The 17,048-nt window shown below is 45.4% G+C and carries 11 protein-coding genes, 1 tRNA gene and 2 rRNA genes; 8 read left to right on the forward strand and 6 right to left on the reverse strand.

Annotation, left to right across the window (positions count from 1 at the left end; all coding sequences use genetic code 11):
- Positions 1-163: 163 nt before the first annotated feature.
- Both NIAKO_RS04760 and rrf read left to right on the forward strand, forming a co-directional pair.
- Positions 164-3,045: ribosomal RNA gene (locus NIAKO_RS04760) — 23S ribosomal RNA — on the forward strand.
- 125 nt (positions 3,046-3,170) lie between these two features.
- Positions 3,171-3,282 (forward strand): 5S ribosomal RNA (gene rrf, locus NIAKO_RS04765).
- Between the two features lie 389 nt (positions 3,283-3,671).
- Here rrf and NIAKO_RS04770 read toward each other — a convergent pair.
- Entirely contained in the window at positions 3,672-4,727 is a 1,056-nt protein-coding gene (locus NIAKO_RS04770) for a serine hydrolase domain-containing protein (protein ID WP_014217263.1), read from the reverse strand.
- Positions 4,728-4,906: 179 nt separating this feature from the next.
- On the opposite strand from NIAKO_RS04770, the gene clpB reads away from it, so the two are divergent.
- Both clpB and NIAKO_RS04780 read left to right on the forward strand, forming a co-directional pair.
- Positions 4,907-7,519, forward strand: coding sequence for an ATP-dependent chaperone ClpB (gene clpB, locus NIAKO_RS04775; RefSeq protein WP_014217264.1), 2,613 nt, complete (start codon positions 4,907-4,909; stop codon positions 7,517-7,519).
- A 305-nt stretch (positions 7,520-7,824) separates the two neighbouring features.
- Positions 7,825-8,382, forward strand: coding sequence for a DsbA family protein (locus NIAKO_RS04780; RefSeq protein ID WP_014217265.1), 558 nt, complete (start codon positions 7,825-7,827; stop codon positions 8,380-8,382).
- Positions 8,383-8,989: 607 nt separating this feature from the next.
- On the opposite strand, the gene NIAKO_RS38395 is transcribed toward NIAKO_RS04780, so the two are convergent.
- From NIAKO_RS38395 to NIAKO_RS04790, 3 genes are all read right to left on the reverse strand, one after another.
- Positions 8,990-9,060 (reverse strand) — tRNA-Cys (locus NIAKO_RS38395).
- A 64-nt stretch (positions 9,061-9,124) separates the two neighbouring features.
- The gene (locus tag NIAKO_RS04785) at positions 9,125-10,348 is read right to left on the reverse strand and encodes a sterol desaturase family protein (protein WP_014217266.1); all 1,224 of its coding nucleotides are present in this window, start codon (positions 10,346-10,348) and stop codon (positions 9,125-9,127) included.
- A gap of 31 nt (positions 10,349-10,379) precedes the next feature.
- Positions 10,380-10,703, reverse strand: coding sequence for a carboxypeptidase-like regulatory domain-containing protein (locus NIAKO_RS04790; RefSeq protein ID WP_014217267.1), 324 nt, complete (start codon positions 10,701-10,703; stop codon positions 10,380-10,382).
- Positions 10,704-11,081: 378 nt separating this feature from the next.
- Between NIAKO_RS04790 and NIAKO_RS04795 the strand changes: the two genes are divergently transcribed.
- Complete coding sequence (locus tag NIAKO_RS04795; protein WP_165761293.1) at positions 11,082-11,927, forward strand: DUF4382 domain-containing protein; 846 nt, start codon at positions 11,082-11,084, stop codon at positions 11,925-11,927.
- Between the two features lie 252 nt (positions 11,928-12,179).
- Entirely contained in the window at positions 12,180-12,536 is a 357-nt protein-coding gene (gene queD, locus NIAKO_RS04800) for a 6-carboxytetrahydropterin synthase QueD (protein ID WP_014217269.1), read from the forward strand.
- Between the two features lie 5 nt (positions 12,537-12,541).
- Here the strand turns inward: queD and NIAKO_RS04805 are convergent, their stop codons facing one another.
- The gene (locus NIAKO_RS04805; protein WP_014217270.1) at positions 12,542-12,973 is read right to left on the reverse strand and encodes a DoxX family protein; all 432 of its coding nucleotides are present in this window, start codon (positions 12,971-12,973) and stop codon (positions 12,542-12,544) included.
- A gap of 295 nt (positions 12,974-13,268) precedes the next feature.
- Between NIAKO_RS04805 and NIAKO_RS04810 the strand changes: the two genes are divergently transcribed.
- On the forward strand, positions 13,269-14,315 hold the full coding sequence (locus tag NIAKO_RS04810; protein ID WP_014217271.1) for a hypothetical protein: 1,047 nt from the start codon (positions 13,269-13,271) through the stop codon (positions 14,313-14,315).
- Between the two features lie 117 nt (positions 14,316-14,432).
- On the forward strand, positions 14,433-15,434 hold the full coding sequence (locus NIAKO_RS04815; protein WP_014217272.1) for a hypothetical protein: 1,002 nt from the start codon (positions 14,433-14,435) through the stop codon (positions 15,432-15,434).
- Between the two features lie 91 nt (positions 15,435-15,525).
- Here the strand turns inward: NIAKO_RS04815 and pyk are convergent, their stop codons facing one another.
- On the reverse strand, positions 15,526-17,019 hold the full coding sequence (gene pyk, locus NIAKO_RS04820; protein WP_014217273.1) for a pyruvate kinase: 1,494 nt from the start codon (positions 17,017-17,019) through the stop codon (positions 15,526-15,528).
- Positions 17,020-17,048: the final 29 nt, after the last annotated feature.

The following is a 17,048-nucleotide window of genomic DNA, read 5'->3' on the forward strand; positions in this document are numbered from 1 at the left end:
GTGACATAAAGGTCTAAAGGTTCGCAACCTTAACATCAGCAACAAACGTTGAATCTCGCAGGAGACTAAACGTTCTCTCTTGCCCCTTTAGGGGTTGAGGGGGTAGTTCTTTGACATATTGGGATAATAAAAGTTGTAAATACCGAGTAATAGTAATAACTCTTTTAAAGCACTTAAGGGCGTATGGTGGATGCCTTGGCTCTGAGAGACGATGAAGGACGTGGTAAGCTGCGATAAGCTGGGGGGAGCTGCACACAAGCATTAGATCCCCAGATTTCCGAATGGGACAACCCGGCATACTGAAGGTATGTCATCCGCCTCACGGCGGAAGTCAACCCTGGGAACTGAAACATCTAAGTACCAGGAGGAAAAGAAAACAAACGTGATTCCCCAAGTAGTGGCGAGCGAAAAGGGAACAGCCCAAACCTGTGTCGCGTGCGGCATAGGGGTTATAGGACCGCATTTAGAAACTAACATCAAGCTGAATCTGCTGGAAAGCAGAGCGATATAGGGTGATAGCCCCGTAAGCGGAAATTGTTAGGGACGAGTGGTATCCTGAGTAAGGCGGGACCGGAGGAATCCTGCCTGAATTTGTCGGCACCATCCGATAAGGCTAAATACTCCTCAGAGACCGATAGTGAACCAGTACCGTAAGGGAAAGGTGAAAAGCACCCTAAACAAGGGAGTGAAATAGTACCTGAAACCGTGCGCCTACAAGCGGTCGGAGCCTGTTAAAGGGTGACGGCGTGCCTTTTGCATAATGAGCCTACGAGTTACTCCTCACTGGCGAGGTTAAGTACTTAAGTTACGGAGCCGTAGCGAAAGCGAGTCCGAATAGGGCGTTTAGTCAGTGGGGGTAGACGCGAAACTTTGTGATCTATCCATGGGCAGGTTGAAGTTGTGGTAACACACAATGGAGGACCGAACTCATTAGCGTTGAAAAGCTATGGGATGACCTGTGGATAGGGGTGAAAGGCCAATCAAACTGAGAGATAGCTCGTTCTCCCCGAAATGTTTTTAGGAACAGCCTCGGATATAGATGTTTGCTAGAGGTAGAGCTACTGATTGGGCTAGGGGGCTTCACCGCCTACCAAACCCTGACAAACTCCGAATGCTAGCAAATTTCTCCGGGAGTGAGGCTGCGGGTGCTAAGATCCGTGGCCGAGAGGGAAATAACCCAGATTAGCAGCTAAGGTCCCTAATACATGGTTAAGTTGATCAAACGAGGTGGGATTTCTATAACAGCCAGGATGTTGGCTTGGAAGCAGCCATTCATTTAAAGAGTGCGTAACAGCTCACTGGTCGAGAGATCCTGCACGGAAAATAATCGGGCATCAAACCATGAACCGAAGCTCTAAGATTGCATCTAGGATGTATATCGGTAGGGGAGCATTGAAATCTGCATTGAAGGTGTGCGGCGACGCATGCTGGAGCGATTTCAAAAGAAAATGTAGGCATAAGTAGCGATAAAAGTAGTGAAAAACTACTTCACCGTAAGACTAAGGGTTCCTGATCAACGTTAATCGGATCAGGGTTAGTCGGGTCCTTAGGCAAACCCGAAAGGGGCAGCTGATGGAAAACTGGTTAATATTCCAGTACTCGCTTTAATTTCGATGGAGTGACGCAGAAGTGAACAGCACACGAGGGAAACGGAATTCCCCGTTTAAGTACGTAGCTATAGATTCTACAGGCAAATCCGTAGAGTTTGGCGAAATGCGAAAGTATATGAGGACTTCGGTCTGATTGAGTGCTCTAATAGCTGCCGAGAAAAACTTCTAAGGTTAGGTTAAAGCGACCCGTACCGCAAACCGACACAGGTAGTCGAGGCGAATAGCCTAAGGTGCTCGGGTGAGCCGTGGAGAAGGAACTAGGCAAATTGATGCTGTAACTTCGGGATAAAGCATGCCACCTTCTGGGTGGCCCCAGTAAAATGGTTCAACCAACTGTTTAACAAAAACACAGGGCCCTGCAAAATCGTAAGATGACGTATAGAGCCTGATACCTGCCCGGTGCTGGAAGGTTAAGGAAGGGTGTTCGACGCAAGTCAAAGCTCCTGACTGAAGCCCCAGTAAACGGCGGCCGTAACTATAACGGTCCTAAGGTAGCGAAATTCCTTGTCGGGTAAGTTCCGACCTGCACGAATGGTCTAATGAGTTGAACGCTGTCTCCTCCACGAGCCCGGCGAAATTGTAGTATCGGTGAAGATGCCGGTTACCCGTCACGGGACGGAAAGACCCCGTGAACCTTCACTACAACTTTGCATTGATTTTGAGCAACCGATGTGTAGAATAGTTGGGACGCTATGAAGCGGTGCCGCCAGGTGCCGTGAAGCGGTCGTTGAAATACCAACCTTCGTTTGCTTAGAGTCTAATCCCTTGCGGGAAACAGTGCATGGTGGGTAGTTTGACTGGGGTGGTCGCCTCCTAAAAAGTAACGGAGGCTTGCAAAGGTTCCCTCAGTACGGTTGGTAATCGTACGCAGAGCGCATTAGTAAAAGGGAGCTTGACTGTGAGACAGACAAGTCTAGCAGGGGCGAAAGCCGGCTAAAGTGATCCGGTGGTTCTGCATGGAAGGGCCATCGCTCAAAGGATAAAAGGTACTCCGGGGATAACAGGCTGATCTTTCCCAAGAGCTCATATCGACGGAAAGGTTTGGCACCTCGATGTCGGTTCGTCACATCCTGGGGCTGGAGAAGGTCCCAAGGGTTCGGCTGTTCGCCGATTAAAGTGGCACGTGAACTGGGTTCAGAACGTCGCAAGACAGTTCGGTCCCTATCTGTGATGGGCGTTAGAATATTGAGTGGACATGACCTTAGTACGAGAGGACCGGGTCGTACACACCGCTGGTGTATCTGTTGTGCCGCCAGGTGCAGTGCAGAGTAGCTATGTGTGGCCAGGATAAACGCTGAAAGCATCTAAGCGTGAAACCTTCCACGAGATGAGTATTCTTTTAAGGGTCGTCAAAGACGATGACGTTGATAGGCTACAGATGTAAAGATGGTAACATCAAAGTCGAGTAGTACTAATTACCCGTACGCTTTAATTTTTTTTAACAATTTTGAATACAATGGATTTATATTGTTAGTTCTGTTACTTGCATTTACAACTTCCCAATATGTAACTTATTACGGTAGAGAGATAATCTGAGAAGATAACTCACACCAAAGATCTTATGGTGATTATACCGAGGGTGTTCACCTCTTCCCATTCCGAACAGAGAAGTTAAGCCCCTCATGGCCGATGGTACTACACAACAATGTGGGAGAGTAGGTAGTTGCCATATTTATTGTAAAAAGCCTCTTGACACAAATCAAGAGGCTTTTTGCTTTTTAGGAATGCAGCCTCAAGCTTCAAGCTTCAAGCTTCAAGCCATAAGCCATAAGCAATACACTTCTGCGCAGACACGAAAGGCAACGGGCTCCCGATAGCCATCGGGATTCAGTAGGCAGTAGTAAAACGGCAAAGGGCAAAGGCAAAGGGCAAAAGGCAAAGGGCAAAAGACAAAGGGCAAAGGCCGCGACGCGGCAAACCGGTGCTCACCGTCAGAACAAAGAACTCAAAAACCTGGAACCTGGAACTCCGAACTAACGACCTCAATAACTTAAGAACCTACCAACCCAATAACCTAATAACAGAACTCAAAACTTGGAACATAAAACTTAAAACATAGAACTATTTACATCCACTTCCCCCAACAGCTTCATCAACCGCTCCTTTAAACTGAATAGCCACATCTTTCTTCTGCTCATTCAGTAACGACTTCACAAAAATAATAGCAGCGTAATGACGGCATTTGTCAACATATGGCCAGGTACCAAACAACCCGGGACTGCTAACTACGGTACTGTTACCACTGGCGTCTTCTTCCTGGATCCATTCGCCCAGCCCATAATGAAAACCTTCTGCTACTTTGGGCGTAAACTTAACCGGCAGGTTAGGGAACTGAGGCTTTTGCATTTCTTCAATCGACTTTTCGCTCAGGATCCTTTTTCCCTCAAACATTCCCTTGTCAAGGATCATCGCTAAAAAGTTGATATAATCATTGGCTGTGCTGCGGGCGCCACCGGAAGGGTTGGGCGCATAGCCGTTTTCATCCATGAAAGAAGTCTGTTTCATTTTCAGGGGACGCAATAATTTCTCCTGAATAAGGCGATCAAAAGGTTTTTTAGAGATCACTTCCAGCACACGGGCGGCAACGTTCAATCCAATACCACCATAATGAAATTCGGTGCCTGCATTGTTGGAGATCTCTTTGGCCGCAAAGGCGTTTACCTCTTCTTCCAGCGTCATGTATTTGCTGCGCTGCATCATCTTCAACAAATTGCCTTTATCGTTCTCAATCCCGGTTGTATGCGCCAGGCACATGCGGATAGTTACATAATTCTTCATGTATTTTTCAAATACAGGCAGGTACTTACTAACCGGGTCATCAAGGTTCAGTTTGCCTTCATCCACAAATTGCATTACCAAAGCGGCGGTGAGCCACTTGCTGCAGCTGGCAATGGGCGCCTGGGTTTTGGCATTGAACTCACCCAACTCTTTGGTGTGAACCACCTTACCATCCTTATATATAATAGCTACTACATCGTTGCCCAATGTTTTCTGGTTTTTTTGTAACAGGGCGTCTGCCGCGCTGAAATCTGACTGGGAAAAGGAAAACTGAAAGAATAACAGGAACAGGGATAAAATACTGCAACTGAGGCAGATGGAGTTCGATTTTAATGACATAAATGCATGAATTTAAGGCCTGGATTATGATTTGCAGGTACAATACAGCTCTTGAAAATGATGGCACTGATTGAACCGGACCCGTAACTTTTACGTTCAGTAAAAGAAAAAGGTTGGTTGAAAGATCCTGGCTACCATTTTCAGGCATATTAATTTATAATATTTTCAATTAACACGCTATGAACTTAGGAAATTTTACCATTAAGGCAGCAGAAGCGTTTCAACAGGCACAACAATTAGCGTTTAATTCACAGAGTCCTAATATAGAAACGGAGCATGTGTTGAAAGCTTTGCTCGACCAGGAAGATTCACCGGTTGAATACTTATTAAAAAAGAACAATGTAACGGTGAACCTGCTGGAGAACAAGTTACAGGAATCTATCAATAAACTGCCCAAAACAAGCGGCGATGCCGCCCAGTCGGTAAGCAGGGAAGCCAATAACGTGGTGTTACGCGCAGGCGCCGTATTAAAACAATTTGGTGATGAATTCATTACCCCCGAGCATTTGCTGCTGGCAATTGTACAGGGTAACGATTCAACCGCCCGGTTATTAAAAGAAGCCGGGTTAAGCGAAAAAGGGCTGGTGACGGCTATCAAAGAATTGCGCAAGGGTGAAACCGTGCAATCCCAAACCCAGGAAACAACTTTCAACGCGCTGAATAAATATGCACGTAATCTGAATGATCTGGCCCGCCAGGGGAAATTAGACCCTGTAATTGGCCGTGATGAAGAAATACGCAGAACGTTACATATTCTGTCGCGCCGTACCAAGAACAACCCGATCCTGGTAGGTGAGCCAGGTGTAGGTAAAACCGCTATCGCCGAAGGCATTGCCCATCGCATTGTAAATGGCGATGTACCCGAGAACCTGAAAACAAAAGTGATCTATACCCTCGATATGGGCCAGTTGATTGCCGGCGCCAAATATAAAGGTGAGTTTGAAGAAAGGCTGAAAGGCGTAGTAAAGGATGTGACCGAAAGCAATGGCGAGATCATTTTATTCATCGATGAGATCCATACCCTGGTAGGGGCTGGTGGCGGCGAAGGCGCCATGGATGCCGCCAACATTTTGAAACCCGCTTTGGCGCGTGGCGAATTGCGGGCTATAGGCGCCACTACCTTAAATGAATACCAGCGCTATTTTGAAAAAGATAAAGCCCTTGAACGCAGGTTCCAGAAAGTAATGATAGATGAACCATCGGTTGAGGATGCGATATCGATTCTGCGTGGGTTGAAAGACCGTTATGAAACGCACCACCATGTGCGCATTAAGGATGAAGCCATCATTGCGGCAGTGGAATTATCGAGCCGGTACATTACCGACCGCTTTCTGCCCGATAAAGCGATTGACCTGATTGATGAAGCAGCAGCGAAATTGAGGTTGGAGATGAATTCGATGCCTGAGGAACTGGATCATCTGATACGGCAAATACGGCAGCTGGAGATTGAACGCGAGGCTATTAAACGTGAGAATGATGAGGAGAAACTGAAGGAACTGAATACCGAGATTGCCAATCTGAGTGTGCAACGCGATACCCTGAAAGCCAAATGGCAGGAAGAAAAAGAGCTGGTTGATAAAGTGCAGGATGCCAAGGCGCAGGTAGAACAATTGAAAGTGCAGGCAGAACAGGCCGAACGTAATGGTGATTATGGAACGGTGGCCGAGATCCGCTATGGCAAAATAAAAGAACAGGAGCGTTTGATTGGTGAGTATTCGCAGCAGTTGAATGCCATTAGCGAAAATAAACGGTTGATGAAGGAAGAAGTGGATGCAGAAGATATTGCCGAAACAATAGCAAAATCTACCGGCATACCGGTAAGCCGCATGTTGCAGAGTGATAAAGAGAAATTGTTGTACCTGGAAGAAAAACTGCACGAGCGGGTAGTAGGGCAGGATGAAGCGATAACTGCCGTAGCCGATGCTATTCGCAGAAGCAGGGCGGGATTGCATGATCCTAAAAAACCGATTGGTTCATTTATATTTCTGGGAACAACCGGCGTGGGTAAAACGGAGCTGGCAAAAGCCCTGGCCGATTACCTTTTCGATGATGAAAGCATGATGACCCGGATAGATATGAGCGAATACCAGGAAAAACATACCGTTAGCCGGTTAGTAGGTGCGCCTCCGGGTTATGTAGGATATGAAGAAGGCGGTCAACTTACGGAAGCTGTACGGAGAAAGCCTTACAGCGTGGTGTTGCTCGATGAAATTGAAAAAGCGCATCCCGATGTTTGGAACGTATTGTTACAGGTACTGGATGACGGCCGCTTAACCGATGCCAAAGGCCGGGTGGTTAATTTCAAGAACACCATCATCATCATGACCAGCAATATTGGTAGCCACCTGATCCAGGAAGCATTTGAAAATGTGAAAGAGAATGATGTGGAAGCGGCTACTGAACGCGCAAAAGTAGAAGTAATGAACCTGTTGCGGCAAACCATCAGACCTGAGTTCCTGAACCGGGTAGATGAAGTGATCATGTTCCAGCCATTGCTGAAGCAACAGATCATGGGTATTGTGCAGATCCAGTTGAACAGCCTGAAAAGGCAGGTGGCTGAAAATGGCATCGATCTGCGGTTCAGCAATTATGCCCTGGAATACCTGGCCGAACAGGGATTTGATATTCAGTTTGGCGCCCGGCCGTTAAAACGGTTGATCCAGAAAGAGATCGTTAATCCGTTGAGTAAAAAGATCCTGGCTGCCGACATCGATAAATCGAAACCAGTAATGGTCGATGTGTTTGATGGGGTAGTAGTATTCAGGAACGAGGCGCCCGAAAAGGTAAAATAATAATGAATCGTTAAAAGGAATGGATTTGCTATTGGCTGAGAACTATATCGAAAGGGGAACGTTATATTAAAGTGAGTGAGATAGAACCTGTGATAAAAGCCTGTCAGGTCGGTTTTCAATGAGGCATTTGATTTGGGGAGACCTGACAGGTTTATTTTAATCAGGTAATTGGGATGAAGTTATTTTTTTAGACCAGGGCCACTCTGCTGTAAGTAGAGTGGCCCTTTTTACTGCGTCCGCCAAAGTGTTGGCGCAGGCGGAATCAATACTGTAAAACACGAAAACAAATTGAAAGAGGAGCAATTATGCCTATAAAAAATGACAAGAACAAGGAGATTATTTCTACAAAAGGATTGTGGGCCGGTGACCCCGAAGCACCGGTGAGTCTGGTTTTATATGGCGATTATGAGAGTGAAGAGTGTGGCAAAGTTCATAGGGTGATAAATAAGTTGTTGGAATCGCATGGCAAGAAGATCAGATTCAATTACCGGCATTTTCCGCTAACCCAGATCCACCAGCATGCGCATAAGGCGGCGGAAGCGGCAGTGGCAGCAGCCCAGGAAGGAAAGTTCTGGGAAATGCACAACCTGTTGTTTGCACATCCGCATCGTTTGGGATCGATCAGTTTACGCGAGTATGCCCGGGAAGTAGGGGTTACCAGTAAAAACTTTCTGCCGGATTTGGTGGAGAGCAAATACGGCTGGACGGTAAGAACAGATTTACTCGAAGGCTTGGATAAAGGCGTTCGTAACGTACCCACGTTGTTTATTAACGACCGCGAGTATCACGGAAGGCTTAGTCAGCCCGAATTAACAAAGGCCATAGATGAAGAGTGCCATGGTGCAAAACGAAAAAGGGCCTGAGAATAAGGTGTGTAAGGATTGAAAGGTGTTCGCCAGTTGGCGGACACCTTTTTGTGTTTAACCCGTTTTTTTGCCCCGGAACACCCGTAAAAGCACGGTTTTCTAAAAAAAATAAAAATATTTTTTGACTTATTTCGTTTTTTGAACATTCATTAATAAGTCAGATATTTTCCGGATTTTGTATTAATGAGAGTATGTTAACTGAAATTTAATAGTGGTTATAACAGAAATAACATAAAGAAATAAATTCCAAGTTCGGAAAAGTAAATATGAAATAAAATATAATATCATGTATGGGAGGGGTGGCTACCTTGAAATCCGTGACTAACACTTGTTTGATTGGCAAGAAAAAAGAAACTTTGATACATCATTGAAAATTATAACGATTGCCTGTTCATACGCCCCGACACGTCGGGGTTTTTTTATGCCCCTCCTTCGCTAAAGCTTGCGCCTCCGCTAAAGCTTCAGCGACATGCGGACGGCGGGCAAGGTCCTGAAATGAAAAGAGAAGGCAGTGTAGAAACACCGCCTTGATGAATGAATGAATGAATGAATGAATGAATGAATGAATGAATGAATGAATGATTGCTTGCCATATGAAAAACAGCAGTTACGGGTGGGATCGAACCACCGTAAGAGGGTTTGCTAGCCTCCGCCTCTCCGCTCGGCCACGTAACTCATTTTATAGGTCAAAGCCCAAAAGATTAAAGCCTAAAGCCTGGCTTTGTTTTTGACTTTCACTTTAGCCTTCAACTGTATATACCCATCGTAAGTACCAGTTCCGGATGTCTTCAAAATACCATGTGAACAGTACAGCTGCAGCCGGAATAAGCAAGATGCTGTACCACCAGGTTGAATAGGCGATCATAACGCCGATAGTAACCGTTAACAGTCTTAAGAACTCCAAATACACCACCCACTTCTTTTGCTCCATAATAGCCCCACAATTGATCAGGGTAAGTAACAAGGCTATGGTGATGAGCACCTGTTGGTGAACGGGCAGGTATTTTTCAAACAGTATGAATACAAACAACAACACAATGCCTCCTGCCACCTGCCATACTACGTACCGGTTAAGGGGTTTATCAACCGGGATATCATTTTTTTGCACCAGCAGCTTTTCTTCCGCTTGTTCCCTGAAGCGATGATCTACCAGGTTGGGCCGGCCAAAGATCAGTTTCGCCTTGTTTGTTATTCCCCTGGTTTTGCGGGCGGCCAGGATCAGCTCGGCAATGAAATGAAAATGCTGCCATAAAAAACTATAACTCTTCAGGGGATGGGTTAATCCGTATTGAATGGGTACATCATCCTCTTCCTTCTGAAAGGTGCCAAACAGCTTATCCCAGATAATGAACACATCGCCATAATTTTTGTCCAGGTACTTTTCATTACTGGCATGGTGAACACGGTGGTGCGAAGGCGTTACCAGGATGTATTCCAGCAAACCCAGTTTTCCGATCAATTGGGTATGTATAAAGAAAGGGTACAACCCGTGCACCAATAAAAGACAGGTGATCATCGGCGCCGGAAAGCCAAGTATGGGCAACACGGCCCAAAAACCGGTTCTTACAAATGCCTGTAATACCGTAATGCGAGCCGATACCGTATAATTAAAATCCTCACTTTGGTGATGCACCACATGCACGGCCCAGAAAAGAGTCACTTCATGCGCCAGACGGTGATACCAGTACCAGAGAAAATCTGTGCACAGCAACAACACGATCCACAGCAGCATACCGGGTTGAATATGGAATAACCCAAAGTGCCTTTGCAAATAATCGTATATAAAAAAGAACAAACCGGTTACCCATACATCCAGCAACCGCTCGGCAATTCCTACACTGATGTTGGCAATGGAGTGATGCAGGTTAAATATGGGTTTCTTTTTTTGACGGGCAATGAAAAACTCCAATGCCATGAACACAACAAAAAAAGGTACTGCCAACGCAAGCAGGTTTAATTTCATAGCCGGTAATGATTGGTGCGGATAATTAGCTTTATGGTTTCGGGTCTAGTTTTATAAGCTGATATTGCGATGCATCTGTGATGCGGATCTTTTTTTGTTTATATACCGGGTGTTCAATTACCAGGGTAACCGGAAGGTCCTGCCAGGTTGAAATAGTGAACGCCCCTTTATTGTTGGAAAGCGCTTCTTCCTCCCCTGATGTAATATAGATATATACATTCTCGATGTACTTATCAGTAGCGCTGTTCTTTACTGCGCCTGCTATCGTATGTGGCCGTTCCGGGTAAATTTCCGATGTATGCAAAATAAGGGCTGGCAACGCAATCAGCCAGCTATTGCGATGTATGCGATTCATGCGACAATAATTAATGGTTAAAAAATGTATCCCTGTATTAGTAATACATCATCAACATCGTTCTTTTGAATTATATAGTTGCATGGTGGTGTAATTCATCACAATGATACATCAAAATAACAAGTCTACAAAAAAGGTGGACTAAAAATATATAAAAATAGCCCAACTAGGCGTGTGGTTAGACTGACGGTTTTGCGAAAGGTTTAATGCTGTTTTTGTTAATCGTTTGTGAATCGGAACTTATTTATTCCGTGTACGTTACATGTGTAATAACGTTGGGTAGGTGCAAACATATATAGTTGTAATTTTTAACGACAAAGGCACGGAAATTGTTAAACCTCTGTTGAAATGTTTTTGATTCAAAACAAACCATCGAATATGAAATCAATGAGAAACCTGTTTAAGTATGTAATGATTGTTGCTGCAGGTGCAATCGTTTTTTATGCGTGCTCCAAAGACAAGTCGGAAAGTTCAACAGTGCCTTCGGGTAAACAACAGTTGAGTCTTTATCTTACTGATGGCCCCACCGATTTTTTTGACAAAGTGAACATCGACATCAAATCAGTAAAGGTATTGGTTGATACCTGTGATAAAAGTCGCAGACGACGTGAAGATGACAGCGTTCAATGTAAGGTATGGGATTCGCTGAGCATAAAACCAGGTGTTTACGACCTGCTGTCTTTACGTAACGGTATCGATACCTTGCTTGCAGGCGGTGTGGTTACAGATGGTTCCATCAGAAGAATTGTTATTACGCTTGGAACCAATAACTCAATTGTAAAGGACAGCGTTAATTACCCGCTGAATTTATTGAATGGCCAAACCATTACCATTAAATTGTATGGTAACGAGTGGGAGAACTTCTCTACCGGTCACTACCGTTTATGGCTCGACTTTGATTGCGGCCGTTCAATCGTTCAACTGCGCAACGGTCAGTTCAGCCTGGTGCCATTTATCCGTGCATTCATCGTTAAAGAATCCGGTGCTGTAAAAGGCGTAATTAAACCAGGTAATTCAAGATCAATTATAACTGTGTTCAATGCTACCGATACTGCTTATGCATTGCCATTTGGCGATGGTGAGTGGAAAGTGCGTGGGTTGAATACAGGAACTTATTCTGTGTACGTTAATGCCGGCAACGGTTACCAGGATACAACTATCAACAATGTTTCGGTGACTGTAGGTAAGGAAACAAACGTAGGAACAATTACCCTGCATAAGTAAACTGTCACGGAAAAACCATACAAACCCCGGCGGTTCATTCTGCTGGGGTTTTGCTTTTAGGCAGAAGGCAAATACAACAAATAATGAATATTGAATAATGAATTTCGAATGTCGAAGTGGAAATCCAGTAACGGTTATGGGTTTTCCACTTCGATATTCAACATTGGACATTCAATATTCAATATTCATCCTTCGTCAACTACCTGACGAAAGTCAGGTTCTTTATCCATTTCTTTCCTAATTTTGCGCCCTATGCTGCTTTATAAAGAATTTACCTTTGATTCAGCCCACTTTTTACCCAATGTGCCCGAGGGGCATAAATGTAAAAACATTCATGGCCATACTTACCGGCTGCGTGTGTGGCTGAAAGGCAAACCCGATCCTAAATTTGGTTGGATCATTGATTTTGCAGAGCTGAAAACCATCATCAAACCGGTGGTAACACAACTCGATCATAAACTCATGAACGAGATACCAGGTTTGGAAAACCCCACCTGCGAACTGATTGCCGTTTGGATCTGGGACAGGCTGAAGCCATCATTGCCCGCCATGCACCGGATCGAGCTGCATGAGACCCCTACTTCGGGAGTGATTTATGAAGGTGAATAGCCTTCTTAGGCTTCGTGCTTTTTGAAGAAGTTGTCGAGCGATATAGGTCCGCCTCCTTCAACCAGGAAAAAGATCAGCAACAACAACACGATGAGTGCAAATGGCAATTCAAAATTGCCAAACGACTCCCGTTGGGTATTGATGAAAATTATGGCGCCCATCAGGATGGGGACGTTCAGCAGGGCTGCCCACCGGGTCAGCAATCCGATGATGATAAGAAAACCGCCCAGCAGGTGCGACCAGGTAATAAAGATCACCATCCAGTCGCTGCGATTGGCAACCAGGCTACCCCTTACCAGTTCTTCGAGTGTTGATGTATTTGCCAGGAAGAAGATTCCTTTAAAGAAGAGACATACCCCTAAAGCTACCCGCAATACAACCAGCCAGCTGGGATGGTGTGTGAGGCTCCACCGTTGAATTTGTTGAAGCGTACCCATGGCAAACAATTTTAAAGATTTGTAAAAATTGCTAATGGGTAAACCCGTTAATTATTAACTGGTTTGCCCGCTAACCAATTAACGCTCTATAAAGTTACACTGGTTTTGTCACTATAAGCCTGCGGCCGCATTAAAATTCAAATGTCAACAACTTGCTAAAACCCGCACCCGTGCTAAAATATATTCACACATAATGCGTTGTTAGCAAATTACCCGACCTTTACGCCTTTCCGTAGAGCAACGAATGAATCACCCAAATAAGGCCTGGTGGCCTGCTGTTAAAACATCAATTACCATGAAGAAATCTGCCCTCATTTGGACAGGCGCGCTATTAGTACTTTCCCTTTCAACTTTATCGTTCAGCATGTGCAAACCCGACAGTGCCAAGGGACAAACCGGTCCGGCTGAGGGCGATGGTAAAGCCAAAAGCGATACCGAGGTTGTAAAACCGGCAGCTCCTCCGCTGGATACTGCTTTATTCATGGCTAAACTGAATTGGAACGCCAATGGCGATACAAGCGGCATGTGGCCGGTTAAAGGGGCCTATCCCAATGCAGGTGCTCTTTTGCCCTTTAAACGCATTGTAGCCTATTATGGGAATTTCTACTCCAAGAAAATGGGCGTACTGGGCGAATATTCCGAAGACGTGGTAATTGAAAAATTAAACGGTGAAATTAAAAAATGGCAGGCAGCCGACACTACAATGGAGGTAATCCCCGCCATTCACTACATAGCTGCTACTGCGCAGGGCGCTCCCGGCGATGCGGGCAAATACCGCCTGCGCATGCCTGCAGCGCAAATTGACAAAGCCATAAAGATGGCGCAGAAAATGAATGCGTTGGTGTTCCTCGATGTACAAATAGCTTTAAGTACCCTGCCCGAAGAGATCCCTGTTCTTGAGAAATACCTGAAAATGCCAAACGTGCACCTGGGTATTGATCCCGAATTCTCTATGAAAACCGGTAAAAAGCCCGGTTCGGTTATCGGTACCATGGATGCTGCAGATATTAACTGGACCTCAGATTACCTGGCCAAACTGGTAAAAGCCAACAACCTGCCGCCCAAGATCCTGGTGGTGCACCGCTTTACCAAAGCCATGGTTACCAACTACAAACAGATCAAATTGCAACCTGATGTTCAGATAGTAATGGATATGGATGGTTGGGGACACCAGGCCCGTAAGTTCAATACATACAAGCAATTCATTTATAAAGAACCTGTACAGTTCACCGGGTTCAAGCTTTTTTACAAAAATGACCTGCGCGAACCCAACAGCCGCGTATTAACGCCTGCTGAAGTGTTGAAATTAAAACCACAACCTATTTATATTCAATATCAGTAAATATAGGTTCGAAATAAAATATTAGTTGAATGGTCCGCCAGCTGGCGGACCATTTCTATTTGGGACGAGTAGTATGGCGTAATTCTTGTCAAAGAAGCAGTTATAATCCCTGTTCATATGAAAACGAATTTCCTGGTGGCGAAAACAACAACCGCTTTTGCCCTTCTGGTTTTTTTAGCTGTTTCCTGTAAGAAAGATAATAAGAATGCTACCGGCTCAGATGACGGCGGCGGTGACCAATCGGGTTGCACTGTCAGTAAAGCCGATGCTGAAAGCATTGCTATTTTCCCGGCCGACAATCCCTGGCGCACAGATATTTCACAGGCAGCCATTGATCCCTATAACACTCAAATTATTACTGCCCTGGGCAGCTATGTGATAAAAGCCGATTTTGGCAGCGGGTTGTGGGAAGGCGCACCCATCGGTATTCCTTATGTGGTAGTATGCGGCAGCCAGACAAAATACCCGGTAACTTTCAGGGGCAATGACTATGATGATAATTATGGCGATGAAAGTGATGCCGGCCCTTATGCCATTCCGTTGACTGCGCCCATTGAAGGCAATGGTACCGGCGGTGACAGTCATGTGATAGCCGTTGATAAGGATAACAAAGTGTTATATGAGTTGTACAATGCTTCCAAAAAGAGCGATCACTGGGAAGCTTCCTCTGGCGCCATCTTCGATCTGAAATCAAATACACTTCGTAAGGAAGGGAATACTTCAGCCGATGCGGCCGGTTTGCCCATTTTCCCAGGATTGGTTCGTTATGAAGAGATCGGGAAAGGCGAGATCGATCATCCCATCCGGTTTACGCTGGAAAAGGGTAATGTTAAACCAGCATATATTTCTCCTGCCTGTCATAAGGTAGGGAGTACCGGTGGTCAGTATTCATTGCCTTTTGGCGCCCGCATCAGGTTAAAAAGTAGTTTCGATATCAGTAGCTATTCCGCTACCAACCAGATTATTTTAAAAGCCATGAAGAAGTATGGGCTGATCCTGGCCGATATCGGCAGCAATCTGTACATTACCGGCGCGCCCGATGATCGTTGGAACAATGATGACCTGCAGAAGCTGGGAAGGATAAAAGGATCTGATTTTGAAGTAGTGAAGTTTAACTAGTTTAAAGTTCAAAATTTAATGTATAAAGTAAAAGGCACGTCCTGTTTGGAGCGTGCCTTTTATATTGAACTTAAAACATCATACTTTCAACTTACTCAACCTTCGTAATTTTCAATACGTTGGTAGGGATGTGCAGGTGTACCGGTGTACTACCTGTATTCACTACTACATCGCCGGTTTTGAGGAAACCTCTTTCTTTCAGGATCTTGATCTGATCGAACATGATCTCATCCAGGCTTTCTTCTTCATCGTAAAAGAAGGCACGTACGCCCCAGCTTAAGCTCAGCTGGTTTACCAGCGTTCTTTCTTTGGTGAAGATGTATAAAGGCGAATAAGGACGGTAGCTGCTCAGCACGAAAGCGGTGTAACCACTTTGCGTCATTCCGATCAGGGCATCAGCCTTGGTGTCTCTCGACAGTTTACAGCCATTATAACAAATAGCGTCGCTCAGGAACGAAGGCGAGTGAGGCAATGGTTTCAGGTCCTCTTCGCGGTTATAGCGATATTCGGTGCGTTCAACTTCCAGGATGATCTTGCGCATGGTTTCTACCACCAGGGCCGGGTGTTTACCAGTGGCGGTTTCACCACTCAGCATCACGGCATCGGCGCCTTCCAGTACGGCATTGGCCACGTCGGTGATCTCGCTGCGGTTAGGTTTTACGCGGTCGATCATGCTTTCCATCATCTGGGTAGCAACGATCACCGGTTTGGCACGGTGAATACATTTACGGATGATATCCCGTTGCGCCATTGGAACTTTTTCAACCGGCAGTTCCACACCCAGGTCGCCGCGGGCCACCATTACACCATCCGATTCCAGGACGATGTTGCGGAGGTCAACCAGGGCCGAGGGCATTTCTATTTTGGCAATTACTTTCGATTTGCTGTTAGCTTCGTGTAATCTTCTCTTCAGATCAACGATATCTTCTGCTTTACGTACAAAAGAAAGCGCTATCCAGTCAACCTGCTGGCCAATGATGAAATCCAGGTCAGCCAGGTCCTTTTCAGTTAAGGCCGGCAGGGATATTTTAGTATCTGGCAGGTTTACGCCTTTTTTAGGCAGCAGTAAACCACCATAAGTAACTTGTACTTTAACATCGCCGGCCTTGGTAATTTCTGTTACCACTACTTCCAGCTTACCATCGTCGATCATGATCTTGTTACCTACTTCCACATCTTCGTGCAGGTTAGGGTAGGAGACATAGATCTTTTCTTTGGTACCAACTACTTTTTCTTTGGAAGTAAAGGTGAGAATATCGCCGGGCTCAATCAGCAGGGCGCCGTTCTCAATTTCACCCACGCGTAATTTGGGGCCCTGTAAATCGGCGAGTATGGAAATGTTGTATGGTTCTTTTGAATTGATGGCACGGATATGCTCGATGATCTGGGCTTTGTTTTCGTGTGTGCCGTGCGAGAAGTTGAGGCGGAAAATATTAACCCCTGCTTTTACCAACTCCAGCAGTTTCTCATACGTGTCGCAGGCAGGCCCTACGGTAGCTACGATTTTCGTTCTATGTATTGTATGTTGAATGCCTGCTTCCTTATCCATTTCATTGTGCAGGTACTTGGTAATATCTCTTGCCATTGTATTTGTTTCTTGATTCTAAAATTCAG

This window comes from Niastella koreensis GR20-10 (assembly GCF_000246855.1).
Classification (GTDB): domain Bacteria; phylum Bacteroidota; class Bacteroidia; order Chitinophagales; family Chitinophagaceae; genus Niastella; species Niastella koreensis.